The organism is Sphingopyxis sp. USTB-05 (genome assembly GCF_023822045.1).
In the GTDB taxonomy this organism is placed as follows: domain Bacteria; phylum Pseudomonadota; class Alphaproteobacteria; order Sphingomonadales; family Sphingomonadaceae; genus Sphingopyxis.
The window spans coordinates 1,375,571-1,391,013 of sequence record NZ_CP084712.1 but is presented as its reverse complement, the minus strand read 5'-3'; the positions used below and the strand labels follow the sequence as shown (position 1 = coordinate 1,391,013).

At 64.6% G+C, this 15,443-nt stretch carries 20 protein-coding genes; 8 read left to right on the top strand and 12 right to left on the bottom strand.

All coding sequences use genetic code 11. The annotated features are described in order from the left end of the window. The first annotated feature begins 72 nt into the window (after positions 1-72). Entirely contained in the window at positions 73-1,146 is a 1,074-nt protein-coding gene (locus KEC45_RS06190; RefSeq protein WP_062181763.1) for a hypothetical protein, read from the top strand. Here the strand turns inward: KEC45_RS06190 and KEC45_RS06185 are convergent. The 8 genes from KEC45_RS06185 to eno form a co-directional block, all read right to left on the bottom strand. Continuing rightward, positions 1,124-1,471 carry a DUF2794 domain-containing protein gene (locus tag KEC45_RS06185; protein WP_062181766.1) on the bottom strand — a complete coding sequence of 116 codons (348 nt, stop codon included), beginning with the start codon at positions 1,469-1,471 and terminating at the stop codon, positions 1,124-1,126. The genes KEC45_RS06190 and KEC45_RS06185 overlap by 23 nt on opposite strands. Further along, positions 1,471-2,184 (bottom strand): serine O-acetyltransferase, encoded by a 714-nt coding sequence (cysE, locus tag KEC45_RS06180; protein WP_062181769.1) that lies wholly within the window; start codon positions 2,182-2,184, stop codon positions 1,471-1,473. Before cysE ends, KEC45_RS06185 begins: the two co-directional genes overlap by 1 nt. Before the next feature lie 84 nt (positions 2,185-2,268). Further along, a complete protein-coding gene (locus KEC45_RS06175) occupies positions 2,269-2,910 on the bottom strand; it encodes a hypothetical protein (RefSeq protein WP_062181771.1) in 642 nt (213 codons plus the stop codon). A 120-nt stretch (positions 2,911-3,030) separates the two neighbouring features. Further along, a complete protein-coding gene (locus tag KEC45_RS06170) occupies positions 3,031-4,410 on the bottom strand; it encodes a pyruvate dehydrogenase complex E1 component subunit beta (RefSeq protein ID WP_062181774.1) in 1,380 nt (459 codons plus the stop codon). Position 4,411: 1 nt separating this feature from the next. Further along, positions 4,412-5,482 carry a pyruvate dehydrogenase (acetyl-transferring) E1 component subunit alpha gene (gene pdhA / locus KEC45_RS06165; RefSeq protein ID WP_062181777.1) on the bottom strand — a complete coding sequence of 357 codons (1,071 nt, stop codon included), beginning with the start codon at positions 5,480-5,482 and terminating at the stop codon, positions 4,412-4,414. Positions 5,483-5,620: 138 nt separating this feature from the next. Beyond that, positions 5,621-5,947, bottom strand: a complete 327-nt coding sequence (locus tag KEC45_RS06160) for a septum formation initiator family protein (RefSeq protein WP_062181780.1) — start codon at positions 5,945-5,947, stop codon at positions 5,621-5,623. 70 nt (positions 5,948-6,017) lie between these two features. Continuing rightward, positions 6,018-6,479, bottom strand: coding sequence for a hypothetical protein (locus KEC45_RS06155; protein WP_062181783.1), 462 nt, complete (start codon positions 6,477-6,479; stop codon positions 6,018-6,020). Further along, positions 6,476-7,750 carry a phosphopyruvate hydratase gene (gene eno, locus KEC45_RS06150; RefSeq protein WP_062181786.1) on the bottom strand — a complete coding sequence of 425 codons (1,275 nt, stop codon included), beginning with the start codon at positions 7,748-7,750 and terminating at the stop codon, positions 6,476-6,478. Before eno ends, KEC45_RS06155 begins: the two co-directional genes overlap by 4 nt. Before the next feature lie 200 nt (positions 7,751-7,950). On the opposite strand from eno, the gene KEC45_RS06145 reads away from it, so the two are divergent. The 5 genes from KEC45_RS06145 (at position 7,951) to KEC45_RS06125 (ending at position 9,988) form a co-directional block, all read left to right on the top strand. Beyond that, positions 7,951-8,502, top strand: coding sequence for a hypothetical protein (locus tag KEC45_RS06145; protein WP_252171663.1), 552 nt, complete (start codon positions 7,951-7,953; stop codon positions 8,500-8,502). A gap of 7 nt (positions 8,503-8,509) precedes the next feature. Then, complete coding sequence (locus KEC45_RS06140) at positions 8,510-8,974, top strand: phage holin family protein (protein WP_062181790.1); 465 nt, start codon at positions 8,510-8,512, stop codon at positions 8,972-8,974. After that, the gene (locus KEC45_RS06135) at positions 8,958-9,350 is read left to right on the top strand and encodes a hypothetical protein (protein ID WP_062181793.1); all 393 of its coding nucleotides are present in this window, start codon (positions 8,958-8,960) and stop codon (positions 9,348-9,350) included. The genes KEC45_RS06140 and KEC45_RS06135 overlap by 17 nt, the downstream gene beginning before the upstream one ends. Further along, the gene (locus tag KEC45_RS06130) at positions 9,334-9,690 is read left to right on the top strand and encodes a hypothetical protein (protein ID WP_062181797.1); all 357 of its coding nucleotides are present in this window, start codon (positions 9,334-9,336) and stop codon (positions 9,688-9,690) included. Before KEC45_RS06135 ends, KEC45_RS06130 begins: the two co-directional genes overlap by 17 nt. 82 nt (positions 9,691-9,772) lie before the next feature. After that, a complete protein-coding gene (locus tag KEC45_RS06125) occupies positions 9,773-9,988 on the top strand; it encodes a DUF4170 domain-containing protein (RefSeq protein ID WP_062181800.1) in 216 nt (71 codons plus the stop codon). A 94-nt stretch (positions 9,989-10,082) separates the two neighbouring features. Here the strand turns inward: KEC45_RS06125 and KEC45_RS06120 are convergent, their stop codons facing one another. The 4 genes from KEC45_RS06120 to KEC45_RS06105 form a co-directional block, all read right to left on the bottom strand. Beyond that, entirely contained in the window at positions 10,083-10,361 is a 279-nt protein-coding gene (locus tag KEC45_RS06120) for an ETC complex I subunit (RefSeq protein WP_062181803.1), read from the bottom strand. Between the two features lie 69 nt (positions 10,362-10,430). Next, positions 10,431-12,893 carry an ATP-dependent helicase HrpB gene (hrpB, locus tag KEC45_RS06115; protein WP_252171662.1) on the bottom strand — a complete coding sequence of 821 codons (2,463 nt, stop codon included), beginning with the start codon at positions 12,891-12,893 and terminating at the stop codon, positions 10,431-10,433. Beyond that, on the bottom strand, positions 12,893-13,279 hold the full coding sequence (locus KEC45_RS06110; protein WP_062181810.1) for a DUF1801 domain-containing protein: 387 nt from the start codon (positions 13,277-13,279) through the stop codon (positions 12,893-12,895). Before KEC45_RS06110 ends, hrpB begins: the two co-directional genes overlap by 1 nt. A gap of 7 nt (positions 13,280-13,286) precedes the next feature. Then, positions 13,287-14,300, bottom strand: coding sequence for a polyprenyl synthetase family protein (locus KEC45_RS06105; protein ID WP_062184036.1), 1,014 nt, complete (start codon positions 14,298-14,300; stop codon positions 13,287-13,289). Between the two features lie 108 nt (positions 14,301-14,408). On the opposite strand from KEC45_RS06105, the gene KEC45_RS06100 reads away from it, so the two are divergent. Both KEC45_RS06100 and KEC45_RS06095 read left to right on the top strand, forming a co-directional pair. After that, positions 14,409-14,696: a chorismate mutase gene (locus tag KEC45_RS06100; RefSeq protein ID WP_062181813.1), complete on the top strand. Its 288-nt coding sequence runs from the start codon at positions 14,409-14,411 to the stop codon at positions 14,694-14,696. Then, positions 14,693-15,388 carry a glutathione S-transferase N-terminal domain-containing protein gene (locus KEC45_RS06095; protein ID WP_062181816.1) on the top strand — a complete coding sequence of 232 codons (696 nt, stop codon included), beginning with the start codon at positions 14,693-14,695 and terminating at the stop codon, positions 15,386-15,388. Before KEC45_RS06100 ends, KEC45_RS06095 begins: the two co-directional genes overlap by 4 nt. Positions 15,389-15,443 lie beyond the last annotated feature (55 nt).

Genomic DNA, 15,443 nt, shown 5'->3' with positions numbered 1-15,443 from the left:
TGTGTTGCATCACTAATACAGCGCTGCTACAACCGCTTCGGGGCAAGGGGATCGGACAGAAGGACGACCCCGATGTACAGTGAAAGCGACCTGCAAGCCGCGGTCGATGCAAAGATACTCACGCCGGAGGCCGCATTGGCTTTCCGGTCGCATATCGCATCGGTGCGCGCCACCCCCGGAGCGGATGAGGAATCATTTCGCCTCATCACGGGTTTCAACGATATTTTCGTGAGCATCGCGGCGGTCATCCTGCTCGTCGCGGTCGGCTGGATCGGCGCCTCGATCCATCCCGCGCTCGGCGGCGCTTTCGTCGCCGCGTCGGCGTGGTTCCTCGCCGAATATTTCACGCGGAAACGCCGCATGGCGCTGCCCAGCATCGTCCTTGTTCTCGCCTTTTCGGGCGGTGTCTTTGCGACGATGGTCGGCGTTCTCGTCAAGCATGGCGAGTCCATCTTCGGCAACGACCCGGGCGAAACGACCGGCGCAATCCTGATCGGATCGATGGCGCTCGTCACGGCTGCAGCGACATGGGCGCATTGGAAGCGTTTCATGGTGCCCATCACCGTTGCCGCCGGCACCGCCGCACTCGCTGCGACCGCGGTCGCGCTCGTGCTCGCCATCACCGGAATGCCCAGCCCCGACGGCACGCTGCCGATGGCGCTGGTGCTGATTGCCGGGCTCGGCGTCTTCACCCTCGCGATGTGGTGGGACCGCAGCGACCGCGTGCGTCAGACGCGCCGCAGCGACGTCGCCTTCTGGCTCCACCTGCTCGCCGCGCCGATGATCGCGCACCCGATCTTCCATCTGCTCGGCGTTACGCGCGGTGACGACATCGGCAGCGCCGCGGCGGTCATGGTGATCGGCGTCTATGTCCTGTTCGGCCTGATTGCGCTCGCGATCGACCGCCGCGCCCTGCTCGTCTCCGCCCTCGCCTATGTGCTGTTCGCGATGACGCAGCTATTCAACACCTTTGGCGCGGTCGAGCTCAATGTCGCGCTGACGGCGTTCGTGATCGGCTCGGCGCTGCTGCTGCTGTCTGCCTTCTGGCAGAATGCACGGGCGGTGGTGGTCGGCTTCCTGCCTGACAATCTCGCGAACCAACTGCCCGCGACGACCCGTACGGTCAGTCTCCAACCAACTTCATAAGCTTGCGTTCGACGGGGGCGAGCACGTTGGAAAGCTCGTCTCCGCGCTTCAAAATCGCCCCGGCTTCGGAGACAAGGGCCCACATGCCCTGCCTGCTCCGCAAGGCGGGGCGTTTTTCTATGCGATATTCGGGCCGCTCGGCGGCGCGGCGGAAGGCCGAAAAAATGGCCGCGTCGCGGTGGAAATCCATCGCATAGTCGCGCCAGTGTCCCGCCGCGACCATCCGGCCATAGAGGTCGAGGATACGCATAAGTTCGGGGCGCTCGAAACCGGTCTGCTGCGATACCGTACGGCCTGCGAACGGCAAGGGCGTCACGGTTCCCATCAGGCGCTGGTCCGGCTCCCTTTGCGCCGCGGCGCCTGTTCCTCGGCGACATCACGTTCGTCGAGCAATGCCTTCAACTGCTTCTGCATCTGGTCGAGCTGGCATTGCAGCAGTTCGATCTTCTGCGTCGCGGGGTCGAAGGTTTCGCTGCACGGCGTGCCATAAGGCACAAACTCGCGCGCATATTCGTTCGCGTCGAGCAGGGTCGAGCGCGCCGGGATACCGACCATCACGGCACCCTCGGGCACGTCCTTCGTCACGACGGCGTTCGCGCCCACGCGCGCGCGCGCATTGACGGTGACCGGGCCGAGGATCTGCGCGCCCGATCCCACGATCACGTCATTGGCAAGCGTCGGGTGGCGCTTGCCGCCGATACCGTTTGCCGGATCGGTCCCGCCGAGCGTCACACCCTGATAGATTGAGACATTGTCGCCGATCTCGGCGGTTTCGCCAATCACGACACCAAAACCATGGTCGATGAACAGATGCTCGCCGATCTGCGCGCCCGGATGAATGTCGATCGCGGTCAGGAAGCGCGAGAGATGATTGACGAAGCGCGCAAGAAAGAACAGCCGCGCCTCGAACAGCCAATGTGCGATGCGGTGCATGCCGACCGCCAGCAGACCCGGATAAAGCAGAATTTCCCAACGCGACCGCGGCGCAGGGTCGCGCGCCTTGATCGAATCGAGATAGGCGACCAGCCCATTGAACATCGCATTATCCCCTGCGACCCCGTTTGTTCTGGTGAAGATAGTTGTTTGGAAGGGGTATTTCCACCCCCGACGCGCTTTTAGTCGTCAGCGGCCGAAAAGGCCGAGGCGCAACAGCAGCAGACCCTCACCGCGCAGGTGCCTCTCGCCGTCATGACCTGCAATCGCGGCGGCCCAGCGATCGAGCATCAGAAGCGATCGGTTTCCGGCGAAAAGCCGGCGCGGTGACGGCGCAAGACTCTTTGCATGACCCAGAAGGTCCCGCGCCTCGCGCTCATTATCCTCGACGCCCGCGCCCCATAGAAGGCCCCAGCGTTTTCCACCCGCTTCGTCGCCGCCGGACAGCCCGAAAAGATGCCCGCCAAAGCTCTCGGATGCGGCGCGCCGTTCGGCATCGCTTTCCGCAAGCAGCATCGCCTCGGCCGCATCGACGAGCGCGTCGAGACCGGTCCTTCCGGCCCACGTTGCCTGAAGTTCGGCGAGCAGCGGCTCGCCCTTCGGCAACGCCCCGGGATCCTTTTCGATCATCGCCGCCATGTCGCGCCACCAGGCAAGCTTGATCTGGCCGATCAACGGCTCGCGCGCATCGATCAGCAATTTGGTCAGCCGCGCCGCCAATCCCCACAGCGCCGACATCGCGGCACGCCGCGCGTGCGGCACCGAGACCATCACGCGCGGATCGCGCAGGTCGGGATAGAAGCTGGTTTCGAGATCGGCCTCAGTGGTCATATGCAGGCGGCTAGCATCACCATGCCGTCATTGCGAGCGGAGCGAAGCAATCCAGAGCGGCTTTACACAGCCCTGGATTGCTTCGTCGCATCGCTCCTCGCAATGACGAGGTGAAAGAGATCAAGCCCGATTGCGAACCGCCTTCACGGCTGCGACAACGCGCGGCGTGTCGACCAGCGCGGCCTTTTCCAGATTATGCGCATAGGGCAGCGGCACATCTTCGTTGCACACGCGCATGACGGGGGCGTCGAGATCGTCGAAGCCATGCTCCATCGCGACCATCGCAAGTTCGCTGGCGATCGAACAGGTCGGCCAGCCTTCCTCGACGATGACCAGATGATTGGTCTTCTTGAGGCTCGCGAGAACCGTCGCGGTATCGAGCGGACGCAGCGTGCGCAGATCGATCACCTCGGCGTCGATCCCCTCCCCCGCCAGTTGGTCGGCGGCTTCGAGCGCGAGCCCGACGCCGATCGAATAGCTGACGATCGTGACGTCGCTGCCCTGCCGCATGATCCGCGCCTTGCCGATCGGCAGGACGAAATCCTCAACCTCTGGCACGTCGAAGCTGCGGCCATAGAGCAGCTCGTTTTCGAGGAAGACGACAGGGTCTTCGGTACGGATCGCGGCCTTCATCAGCCCCTTGGCATCGGCGGCGTCATAGGGCGCGATCACTATCAGGCCGGGGACGCTGGCATACCAGGGCGCATAATTCTGGCTGTGCTGCGCACCGACGCGCGCCGCGGCGCCGTTCGGTCCGCGGAAAACGATCGGACAACGCATCTGGCCGCCCGACATATAGTTGGTCTTGGCAGCCGAGTTGATGATGTGGTCGATCGCCTGCATCGCGAAGTTGAAGGTCATGAATTCGATGATCGGCTTCAACCCGCCCATCGCCGCGCCCGCACCCAGGCCGGCAAAGCCATATTCGGTGATCGGCGTGTCGACGACGCGCTGCGCGCCGAATTCCTGGAGCAGGCCCTGCGTGACCTTGTACGCGCCCTGATATTCGGCGACTTCCTCGCCCATCACAAAGACGCGGTCGTCCTTGCGCATTTCCTCGGCCATCGCGTCGCGCAGCGCTTCGCGGACCGTCAGGCGGACCATCGCGGTGCCTTCGGGGATTGCGGGATCCGAAGCGCGCTCGGCCGCCGCGGGGGCTGCAGCCGGAGCAGCAGCGGGCGCCGGAGCCGGTGCTTCGGCCTTCGGTTCGGGAGCAGCAACCGGTGCGGCTGCAGGCGCCGGAGCGGCAGCTTCCTCGCCATCGCCCGTGATCGTCGCAATCACGGTGCCGACCTTCACATTGTCGGTGCCCTCGGCAACCAGGATCTGGCCGATCGTACCTTCGTCGATCGCTTCGAATTCCATCGTCGCCTTGTCGGTTTCGATCTCGGCAAGAATGTCGCCCGACTTCACCGTGTCGCCTTCCTTGACGAGCCACTTGGCGAGCGTGCCCTCTTCCATCGTCGGCGACAGTGCCGGCATTTTCAATTCGATGGCCATCTCAATATTGCTCCACCAGCACGTCGGTATAAAGTTCATGAAGTTCGGGTTCGGGCGCGCTTTCTGCAAAGTCGGCTGACTCGGCCACGATCTGGCGGATTTCCTTGTCGATATCCTTGAACTTGTCCTCGCCGATGCCGGCGTCGGTCATCAGCTTTTTCAGATGTTCGATCGCGTCGCTCTTGTCGCGCACCGCCTGCACTTCCTCGCGGCTGCGATATTTGGCGGGGTCGGACATCGAGTGGCCGCGATAGCGATAGGTTTTGAGCTCCATCAGCACGGGGCCCTTGCCCGCGCGCACCCATTCGAGCGCAGCTTCGGCCGCACCGCGCACCGCGAGAACGTCCATGCCGTCGACCTGCATGCCGGGGATGCGGAAGCTTTCGCCGCGGCGATAGAGCTGATCCTCGGCCGACGCACGGTTGACCGACGTGCCCATCGCATATTGGTTGTTCTCGATCACGAAGATGATCGGCAGCTTCCACAGCTCGGCCATGTTGAAGCTTTCATAGACCTGACCCTGGTTCGCGGCGCCGTCGCCGAAATAGGCCATCGCCACGCCGCCGTCGCCGCGATATTTGTGCGCGAAGGCCAGCCCGGTGCCAAGCGACACCTGTGCGCCGACGATACCGTGGCCGCCATAGAATTTATGCTCGACGCTGAACATGTGCATCGAGCCGCCCTTACCCTTCGAGATGCCGGCCTGGCGTCCCGTCAGTTCGGCCATGATGACCTTCGGATCGATGCCGTAAGCGAGCATGTGGCCATGGTCGCGATAGCCGGTGATCACGCTGTCCTTGTCGCCGTCGAGCGCCGACTGCAGCCCGACCGCAACGGCTTCCTGGCCGATGTAGAGGTGGCAGAAACCGCCGATCAGGCCGAGGCCGTAAAGCTGCCCCGCCTTCTCTTCGAAGCGGCGGATGAGCAGCATCTCGCGATAGAATTTTTCCAGCTCTTCGGGCGTCGCGTCATAGGGGACGGGGTCGCGCGGTTGCTCGCGATTGGTCGCGGCGGCCGGGGTGGATGCAGTCTTTTTGGGCGCGGGGGAGGTTCGCGCAGGTGCTTTGGCCAAGACGGGTTCCTTTGCATTTAGCCGTTACGGCAAGCCGCCATATAGGAGAGCCGCGACGTACTTGGCAACGCCCACCATGGGCGGGCGTTATGCCAACTTACGTATGCAGCATGGGCGCAGCGACGCTGCGGCGAAAGCTCAGGGCTTCGCGTCGGGTTCCATCGGAATGATCACCTCGTCGGGGTGATAGGCGCCAAGCTTCTCGCGCACATATTCTTCGGCAAGATCGGGATCGACGCGGCGCCGGTCGAGCAGGTTGACGCGGTTCTGCAATTCGGTCTGCTTCTTGGTGAGTTCGCTCAGGATAACGCGCTGCTTCTCGACCGACTGGCCATAGTCGCCCCAGGCATACAGGCCGGTCGGGCCGAAAATGATATAGCCGATCATCGCCAGCACCACCATCACCGCGATGGCGGGGCCGGCGGCCCGGTGCATCGATTTGCGGAATTTGTGGCGCTGCGTCATTCCGGCCCTTGAATCAGAGTTGATTCGCGGCGTCAAGGCGTCAGGCTCCGGTTTTCAACAGTTCACCGCATCACAATGGATGCCAACTCACGTCTCCATCGCCGGGTTCAACCTTTGCGACAACCCCGTCGCGATTGTTTTCGGCCGTCAGCAGGACCTCCCTGCCGGTCGCTTTGGATAACCCAACCATGAACCGTGCCACCTCATTTGCGGCTCTTGCATCCTCGACCTCTGCTGGATCGACATCAAACTCCACCTCTTCCTTTACAAAAAAGTGGCAGTTCAATGTGACGCCGCCGAGCAGGCACGACAATGTCGCAGTGTCCCCGCGGTCACGGGCGACGAATATCTGCTCCGCATGGCTTGGCAACGGAACCGGTTCGCCGCCAACTCGCAGCGTCAAGCTCGCCCGCCGCCCCAGCAGAAACGCCCATGTCTTTTCCCACTCGGCAAGCGAGGTGTCCAAGATATAGATATCCCGGAGCGAACCGTCCTTCTCAAAGGCAGAAGATATTCGGGACCAATCGGTCACCCGAAGATCGACGATCCCGGATAGCGCGCCATATCGCCCAGCTCTTCCTCGATGCGGATCAGCTGGTTGTACTTGGCGAGCCGGTCCGAACGCGCGAGGCTGCCGGTCTTGATCTGGCCGCAGTTGGTCGCGACCGCCAGGTCGGCGATCGTCGAATCCTCGGTCTCGCCCGAACGGTGCGACATGACGGCGGTGTAGCGTGCGCGGTGCGCCATATCGACGGCGTCGAGCGTTTCCGACAGCGTGCCGATCTGGTTGACCTTGACGAGCAGCGAGTTGGCGAGGCCGTCCTTGATCCCCTGCTCCAGACGCAGCGGGTTGGTGACGAACAAATCGTCGCCGACGAGCTGGCACTTGTCGCCGACCAGGTCGGTGAGCGCCTTCCAGCCCACGAAATCATCCTCACTCATCCCATCCTCGATCGACTTGATGGGATAGTCGTTCACCAGCGCGGCAAGATATTCGGCCATTTGTTCAGGGCTCAGCGAAAGCCCCTCGCCGCTGATTTCATATTTGCCATTTTTGAAGAATTCTGTCGCCGCGCAATCGAGCGCGAGGACGACGTCGGTGCCGAGCTTGAAGCCCGCCTGATCGACCGACGCGGCGATGAAGTCGAGCGCAGCGCGCGTCGAGGCCAGGTTCGGCGCAAAGCCGCCCTCGTCACCGACCGCGGTCGCGAGCCCCTTGGCCGACAGGCCCTTCTTCAGCGTGTGGAAGATTTCGCTGCCCCAACGGACTGCTTCGGCAATGCTGCCGGCGCCGACGGGCATGATCATGAATTCCTGCACGTCGATCGGATTGTCGGCATGCTCGCCGCCGTTGATGATGTTCATCATCGGCACCGGCAGCGTGCGCGCCGAGACGCCGCCGACATAGCGATAAAGCGGCAGGCCACGCGCGTCCGCCGCGGCCTTGGCGGCGGCCAGGCTGACGCCGAGGATCGCGTTGGCGCCGAGGCGGCTCTTGTTCGGCGTGCCGTCGAGGTCGATCATCGCAGAATCGAGTTCGCGCTGATCCTCTGCATCGAGGCCGATCAGCGCTTCGGCGATGTCGCCGTTGACCGCAGCAACCGCCTTGATCACACCCTTGCCGAGATAACGGCTCTTGTCGCCGTCGCGCAGTTCGACCGCTTCATGTGCGCCGGTCGAGGCACCCGAGGGCACGGCCGCACGGCCGAAGCTGCCATCTTCCAGAAGCACATCGACTTCGACGGTCGGGTTGCCGCGGCTGTCGAGGATTTCGCGGCCGTGAATGTCGATGATGGCGGTCATGGATAATGTCCTGCTGGCGGCCGCAAATTGGCCGATGGAGAAAGGCGCCCGCCTGTTATCGGGAGGGTGACGTTAGTGCAACCGCTGCATAGGAATTTTGCGGAGGGATGGAACCATTCGGCTCGCCTTGCTATATATTCTGACAGGACCAAGAGAGGCCGCCCGCTCGCGCGGCGCCCGACACGACAGAAGAGGACTAAATGATGGCCAAAGCCGCTACTCCCGCGACGAAGAAAGCCGCAGCTCCCCGTCCCAAGGCCCCCGCGAAGGCCGCAGCCACCAAGGCCGCGCCCGCCCGCAAGCCCGCCACCGTGAAGGCCGCCGCCAAGGATCATCCGATCCGCGACCAGATCGCCGCGACGCGCGACACCATCAAATCCGAAGCGTCCAAAAAGGCTGCGTCGCTGAAACAGGAAGCGACGACGCTCAAGAATCAAGCCTCGACCAAGGCGCGCGACGCCGCGAACAAGGGCAAGGACAAGGCCGCCGAAGCCGTCGGCAGCCTCGCCAAGCTGCTTGAGGACAGCGCCGGCACCGTCGACAGCAAGTTCGGCAAACAATATGGCGACTATGCCCGCTCGGCCGCGACCACCGTTGCCGGCCTGGCCACGACGCTCGACAAGAAAGATCTCGACGAGCTTGCTGCCTCGACGCGCGACATGGTCAAAAAGAACCCCGCGATCGCCGTTGGTGCCGCCACGGTGATCGGCTTCGTCCTTGCCCGGATGCTCAAGGGCAACTCGAACGATTGACAGGGCCTTGCCACCTTCCGATCCGAAGATCCCGCCAGCGTCCGACGCGCGCAGCTTTGACGGCATAAGTCACGGTTACGCTCCCGACGGACGTCCGCTTGCCCCGCCTCCCGTTCCGCTCGAAAAGATCGTCGGCGATGTCGTCGACAATCTTTCGGCGACGGCCAAGGCGGAGCTTGCGCTGCTTGAAGCCCGTACCGAACTCGCCCTGCACGGCGTGTCCTGGACGGCGGGCTGGGGCGCCGTTGCCGCCTCGGCTTTGGGCATCGCAATGCTTGCGCTGGCGTTCGGGGCGATCCTGGCGCTCGCGCCGCATGTCGGCCCGTTTGTCGCAACCCTGATTGTCGTCGCCGTTCTGCTCATCATCGCCGCCTTTGCCGGGTGGCGCGCGCAGCGCAGCTATGGCGACATTCGCACCGCGCTGCGGCGCGACCTTACGAACGAAGGGATCGACGATGCCGCGGACGCGTAATCGCCTGATCGTCGCTGCGCGCCGCTCGATGCTCCAGCGCGCCGAACTGTACCGCCGGCTCGACGTCGCGCGCGCTGCATTCAAACCCGGCGCGCTCGTTGATCGCGGCAAATACCGGATTGGCGAGGTCGTCGACGATACTGCGCATGCCGTACAGGAACAGTTTCGCAGCAACCGCCTTCCGATCGCGATCGCCGCTGCGGCGGGCGTCGCCTGGTTGCTGCGCGAACCGATCAAGGAACATGCCCCGCGTCTGGTGCAAAAGATTCAGGACCTGGCGGCAGACGTCGCCGATCATTTTCGGTCCACCGACGATCCGGCGGACGAAGATGAGATCGAAACTCTGGAGGAAGAAGATAATGAAGCCGTTCGGTGAAACCGCCCGCGATACGCGTGCAAAAGCGAGTGAACTTGCGGAGAAAACCGCCGAAAATGCCCGGTTGACCGCCGAAGCGGCAAAGGCGCGCATTCAGGACGGCTATGGTCGCGCCCGCGCCGCGACCGAAGATCTCGCGGCGAAGGCCAGCGAGCAAGCCGGCGTCGCCCGCGAAGCGGCTGGCGAGGTTTATGAAAAGGGCAAGGCGCAGGCCAAACGCGCGAACAGCAAACTCAAAGACGTTGCCGAAAAGCAGCCGCTGGCGCTCGTCGCGGGCGCGGTCGCAATCGGCGCGCTGCTCGGATCGCTGCTGCCGAAGGGCCGCAAGGAAGAAGACTGAGCCGCACTTGCCGTAGGGGCTAAGCGCTGGTAGGGGCCGCGGCTTCTCCCCTCCCCCGCGCTAACCCGCAAGGAAAGCAACCATGAGCAAATTGCATCTCGTGTTCGGCGGACGCGTCGCCGACCCGCAGGGTCTCGATTTCGTCGACCTCCACAACCTCGACGTCGTGGGCCTCTATCCCGACTATAAGTCGGCGGAAAAGGCATGGCGCAGCGCCGCGCAGCGCACGGTCGACGACGCCGAAATGAAATATGTCGTCGTCCACCTGCACAAATTGCTGCAGCCCGACAGCGAATAATCGAGAAGGATCGTCGGCCCTCCGCGAAGATGTGGGGCCGCTATCGACGTAGCGCGAGATTGCCAGCGTCCCCCGCCTTCGCGGGGGCGACGCTTTACCGGAAATTGTCGGCGTAAGCCTGGATCTTGAGCGTCCGCACCGGCGTCGCGGTCACTTCGACTTCGATGCCGTTACGCTCGGCATAAGCAATGGCCTCTTCCTGGCTCGCGAAGCCAAGGCGGAGCTGGCGCTGCGTGTCGCCGCTGCCGGCCCAACCCATTAGCGGATCGGCCTTGCGCGCTTCGACCGGCGCATATTCAAGCACCCAACGCTGCGTCCCGGCACGCCCCGACTGCATGGCATTTTTGGGCTTCTGGAAAATACGCGCTTTCATCGGGGTCGTCCTGTTTAACCGGGGCCTGAGCCGCCGCCTTAGCGCCAAGCGGCGCCTGCGAAAAGGGGCCTATTGCGCATCGCGGCGCGCCTGTGCCGCTTTGGTCATCAGGCTCGGCCGCGCATTTGCCGGATCGTCGGGCCAATTATGCTTGGGATAGCGCCCGCGCATCTCGCGCGCCACATCATGCCAGCTACCGCTCCAGAAGGATACGAGGTCGCGCGTCGTCTGAATCGGTCGATGCGCGGGAGAGGTCAGGGCGAGCACCAGCGGCACCGGCGGATCGCCGATCGTCGGATGGCGGGCCAGCCCGAACAATTCCTGCACGCGAAGGCTGACCGTCGGCCCACCGTCGGCGCCATAGTCGATCGGATGCCGGCCGCCGACCGGTGTCGCATAGTCGGCGGGCGCGTGCTTTTCGAGCAACTGCCGCGCCGGCCAGTCGAGGGTCGCCATCAACGCATCGGTCAGCTTGCGATCGCCGATATCGCGAAGGCCCCGGCATCCCGAAAGCAACGGCTCCAGCCAGAGTTCGAGACTATCGGCGAGCGCGCCGGTCGAGAGCGCGTCGATCCCCGCATAGGAAGCGCGCTGGCGCAGCGCCTGCGACGCCGGTCCCCAACCGATCAGTCCCAGTCCCTTGCTGCGCACCGCAGCCATGCGTACCGCGATATCGTCCTCCGAATTTTCGCTGCGCCCGGCCTGCCCGCTCGTCAGTGCGATCGCACCAAGCCGCCGTTCGCGGCGATGATCGACGCGGTCGTTAGCGCCGTCATAACTGCTTGCCGAACGCTGGACGATGCGGTCGGCGAAGAGTGCCTCGACCTCGGCCTGTTCGATTGGCGCCGCGGCCAGGATGCGCACCCCCGCGGCATGGCCCTGCGCGTCAGCGATCGCGAGCCATTCGCTGCCCGCGAGCGGATCGACCGGGTCGATGCGATAGGCGCGTCCGCCGACGCTGAGATACTCGCCGCGCTGCCCTGCTCGCTGCCGCGCAACGCGGTCGGGCCACGCGGTCGCAATCCAACCGCCGATCGAGCGCGTTGGAACGCTATCGGTCTCTGCCGCCAGCTTCTCGCCGATGGTCGCGAGCCGCCGCGCGAGACGCCAGGCGCCGTCGGAGCGTTCGTTGCGTTGCCCACGCCAACGCGACAGCCGCGCTTCGACATCGACGCCGCGCCCGCCAAGTCCCGGCTCGGTCAACAGCACGGCAAGCCGCCCCGCCATCTCCGCCTCCCCCGCGCGCGCCGCGTCGAGCAGCATGTGCGCGAGCGGAACGGGAAGCGGGATCGCGGCGAGAGCCTTGCCGTGTGCGGTGATGCGGCCATCGTCGGCCAGCGCCCCAATCGCCTGAAGCCGGCTTTTCGCTTCCGAAATGGCGGCGGGCGATGGGGGGTCGAGCCAGCCCAGTTGGCGCGGGTCGATGATGCCCCAACTCGCACAATCGAGGACGACGGGCATCAGATCATTTTCGTGGATTTCAGGGGGATCGAACGGCGGCATGCCTGCGGTCGCCGCGGCTTCCCACAATCGATAGGCAACGCCCGGCCCTTGCCGCGCGGCGCGGCCCGCGCGCTGCGTCGCCGACGCCTGGCTCGCGCGCTCGGTGACGAGGCGCGCGATGCCCGCCGCCTTGTCAAAGCGCGGACGCCGCGACAGGCCGGCGTCGATCACGATACGCACGCCGTCGATCGTCAGGCTGGTTTCCGCGATGCTCGTCGCGAGGATCAACTTGCGCCGTCCATCAGCATCGCGGACGAGCGCCTTGCGCTGTAGCGCCGGATCGATCTGGCCGTGGAGGCGATGGACGACGAGCGGCAAGCGCGCCTCTTCGACTGCGGCTGCAGTGCGCTCGATGTCGGCGGCGCCGGGCAGGAAAGCAAGCATGTCGCCCGCAACCTCGTCGACCAGCGCCTGCCGCACCGCCGCGAGCATCGAAGCCTCCAGCCGGTCCTCGGCGCGGCGACCGATATGGCGCAGTTCGAGCGGCCAGATCTTGCCCTCGCTCTTCACCGCCGGCGCATTGCCAAGGAGGGCGGCAAAGCGCACGCCGTCAAGCGTCGCCGACATCGCAACGAGGCGAAGATCGTCGCGAAGACCCTGCTGCGCATCGATCGCCAATGCGAGCGCAAAGTCGCCGTCGAGGCTGCGTTCATGGACTTCGTCGAAGAGGACTGCCGACACGCCCCGAAGCTCGGGATCCGCGAGGATGCGGTTGCGGAACAGGCCGGGAGTCATCACCAGCAGCCGCGTCGCCGCCGACTGCTTGCTGTCGAGCCGCGTGGCATAGCCAACCTTGCCGCCAACCGCTTCGCCCATTTCCTCGGCGATGCGCTCGGCCGCGCCACGTGCGGCAAGGCGGCGGGGCGAGAGCAACCACACCGCGCCCTTGCACCACGGTTGGTCGAGTATCGCGGGCGCCACGCGCGTCGTCTTGCCAGCCCCCGGCGGTGCCACGACGACGGCGTTGGGCTTTAGCACCAGGGCCGCCATGATATCGGGCAGCACGACATCGATCGGAAGCGATTGCATCAGGTGCGCGCCGCAGGGTTGCCCAGTTGGGCGTTCAGGCGAAAAGCCTCGGCGGCGAGCGCCGCGACCGTTTCGGCCGAGACCTCGGTGCTTTCGGTCATCACCAGATTGCCGAGTTCATATTTGCCACTCGCCTTGATCCGCGGCTCCAGCTCGCGCAGCCTTTTGCCGCGCCAGAAACCGAGCAGCACCCGATGCTCCTCGGCGCGGATCAGGATGCACGGACCATTCGTCATGAAGACAAGGTTGGTCCATTTGATCGTCTCTTCAAAGGGTGCCGCGGCCATGATTGTCGCGCGCATCATTTCGCAGCGTTCGCGCTGCCAGCCTGACAGCGCGGCGATATAGGCGCCGGGGCTTTCCGCCGCTGGGCCCATCATCGCCATGTCCGCCTCAATAGGCGCGCGCGACCGCGAACGCGACCGCTTCGGTCAGCGCCGACTTCGCCTGACTGGCACTGAAACCCCCGATCGCATCGACGGCGCGCTGACCATAGTGGCGCGCGCGGGCAAGCGTGTCGGTGATCGTGTCATGTTTGTGGAGCAGCGACGTGGCGTAGGCGAGATCCTCATCCGACGTACGATGTCCGACGATGGCCTGCTTCCAGAAATCGCGTTCCTCCGCGCTGCCGCGCGCATAAGCGAGGATGACGGGCAGCGTAACCTTGCCGTCGCGGAAATCGTCGCCGACACCCTTGCCCATCGTTTCGGCGTCCGAAACATAGTCGATCGCATCGTCGACGAGCTGGAACGCAATGCCGAGGTTGCGGCCATAGGCGTCGAGCGCAGCTTCGGTCGCCTCGTCACGCTCGGCAACGACCGCTGCGATCTTGCACGCGGCGGCGAAGAGTTCGGCGGTCTTGGCATTGATGATCGCGAGATACTGGTCCTCGCTCGTCTCGATCCGGCGCTGCGCCGAGAGCTGATTGACCTCACCCTCCGCAATCACCGCCGAGGCGCGCGACAGGATCTTGAGCACCTTCAGCGATCCGTCCTCGACCATGACTTCGAACGCGCGGCTGAACAGGAAATCGCCGACGAGCACCGAGGCGCTGTTGCCCCAGATGATGTTCGCGGTCTTGCGGCCGCGGCGCAGGTCCGACTTGTCGACGACATCGTCGTGGAGCAGCGTCGCGGTGTGAATGAACTCGACCGCGGCGGCGAGCTTGCAGTGGCGGCGGCCCGGATAGTCGAGCAGCTTGCCGCACGCGAGCGTCAGCATCGGGCGCATCCGTTTGCCGCCGCCCGCGATCAGATGCCCCGCGAGTTCGGGGATCAGCGGAACTTCGGACTGCATACGGTCGAGAATGACCGAATTCACCTCGTTCATATCGGCGGCGACGAGCGCCATCATCGGGTCGAGCGAGGGCGGCCGGTCGCCGTGGAGCTGATGGATTTCCGCAGTCATAACGCGGCGAGCCTTGGCGCCGCGGTCGCGATTTTGCAACGACTTTCGGCTTGCTTTGAAGCCCCGCCCGGTGCCAAGCGTGCCGGAGAAGAGAGGAATCGCGCACCCATGGACGACCAACTGAGCCGCTACCGCCAGAGCATCGACAATATCGACGCGGCGCTCGTCTATATGCTCGCCGAACGGTTCAAGGTGACCAAGGCGGTCGGCGAACTCAAGGCCCGCGAAGGCCTGCCCCCCGCCGACCCCGGCCGCGAGGAACGCCAGATCGGACGGCTGCGCGAACTCGCGCGCGACGCCGATCTCGATCCCGATTTCACCGAGAAATTCCTCCGCTTCATCATCGACGAAGTAATCCGCCACCACCAGCAAGCCAAGCGGGAGCAGGACGCATGAGCACGGCCCATCCGATCTTCGCGCGCTGGCCGGCAAAGCACCCCGACCGGATACAGCTTTTCTCTGCGCCGACGCCGAACGGGGTCAAGGCGGGGATCATGCTGGAGGAAACGGGTCTCGCGTACGAACCGCACCGGATCGACATCATGGCGAACGAAAGTCATGACCCGGCGTTCCTCGCGCTCAACCCCAATGGCAAGATCCCCGCGATCTACGACCCGCAGGGCCCCGGCGGAAAGCCGCTCGCGCTGTTCGAATCGGGCGCCATCCTGATTTATCTGGCCGACAAGAGCGGGCAGTTTCTTTCGGCCGATCCGGCGGAGCGGTACGAGACGATCCAGTGGGTCATGTGGCAGATGGGCGGCGTCGGCCCGATGTTCGGCCAGCTCGGTTTCTTCCACAAATTCGCCGGCCGCGAATATGAGGACAAGCGCCCGCGGGATCGTTACGCGGCGGAATCGGCGCGTCTGCTCGGCGTGCTCGACGAAAGGCTGGCGACGCGCGAGTGGGTCATGGGCGCCGACTACAGCATCGCCGATATCTCGCTGCTCGGCTGGGTACGCAATCTGATCGGCTTTTACGACGCGCGCGAGATCGTCGGCTTCGACCGGTTCAGTCATGTCCAGCGCTGGCTCGATGCCGGCTTGGCACGTCCCGGCGTACAGCGTGGCCTGGAAGTAACGGCGGCTTAAGGCAAGCGACGGCTTTCGGCCGGAAGCTGCCCTTTCTTGCATCGTCACCCCGGAC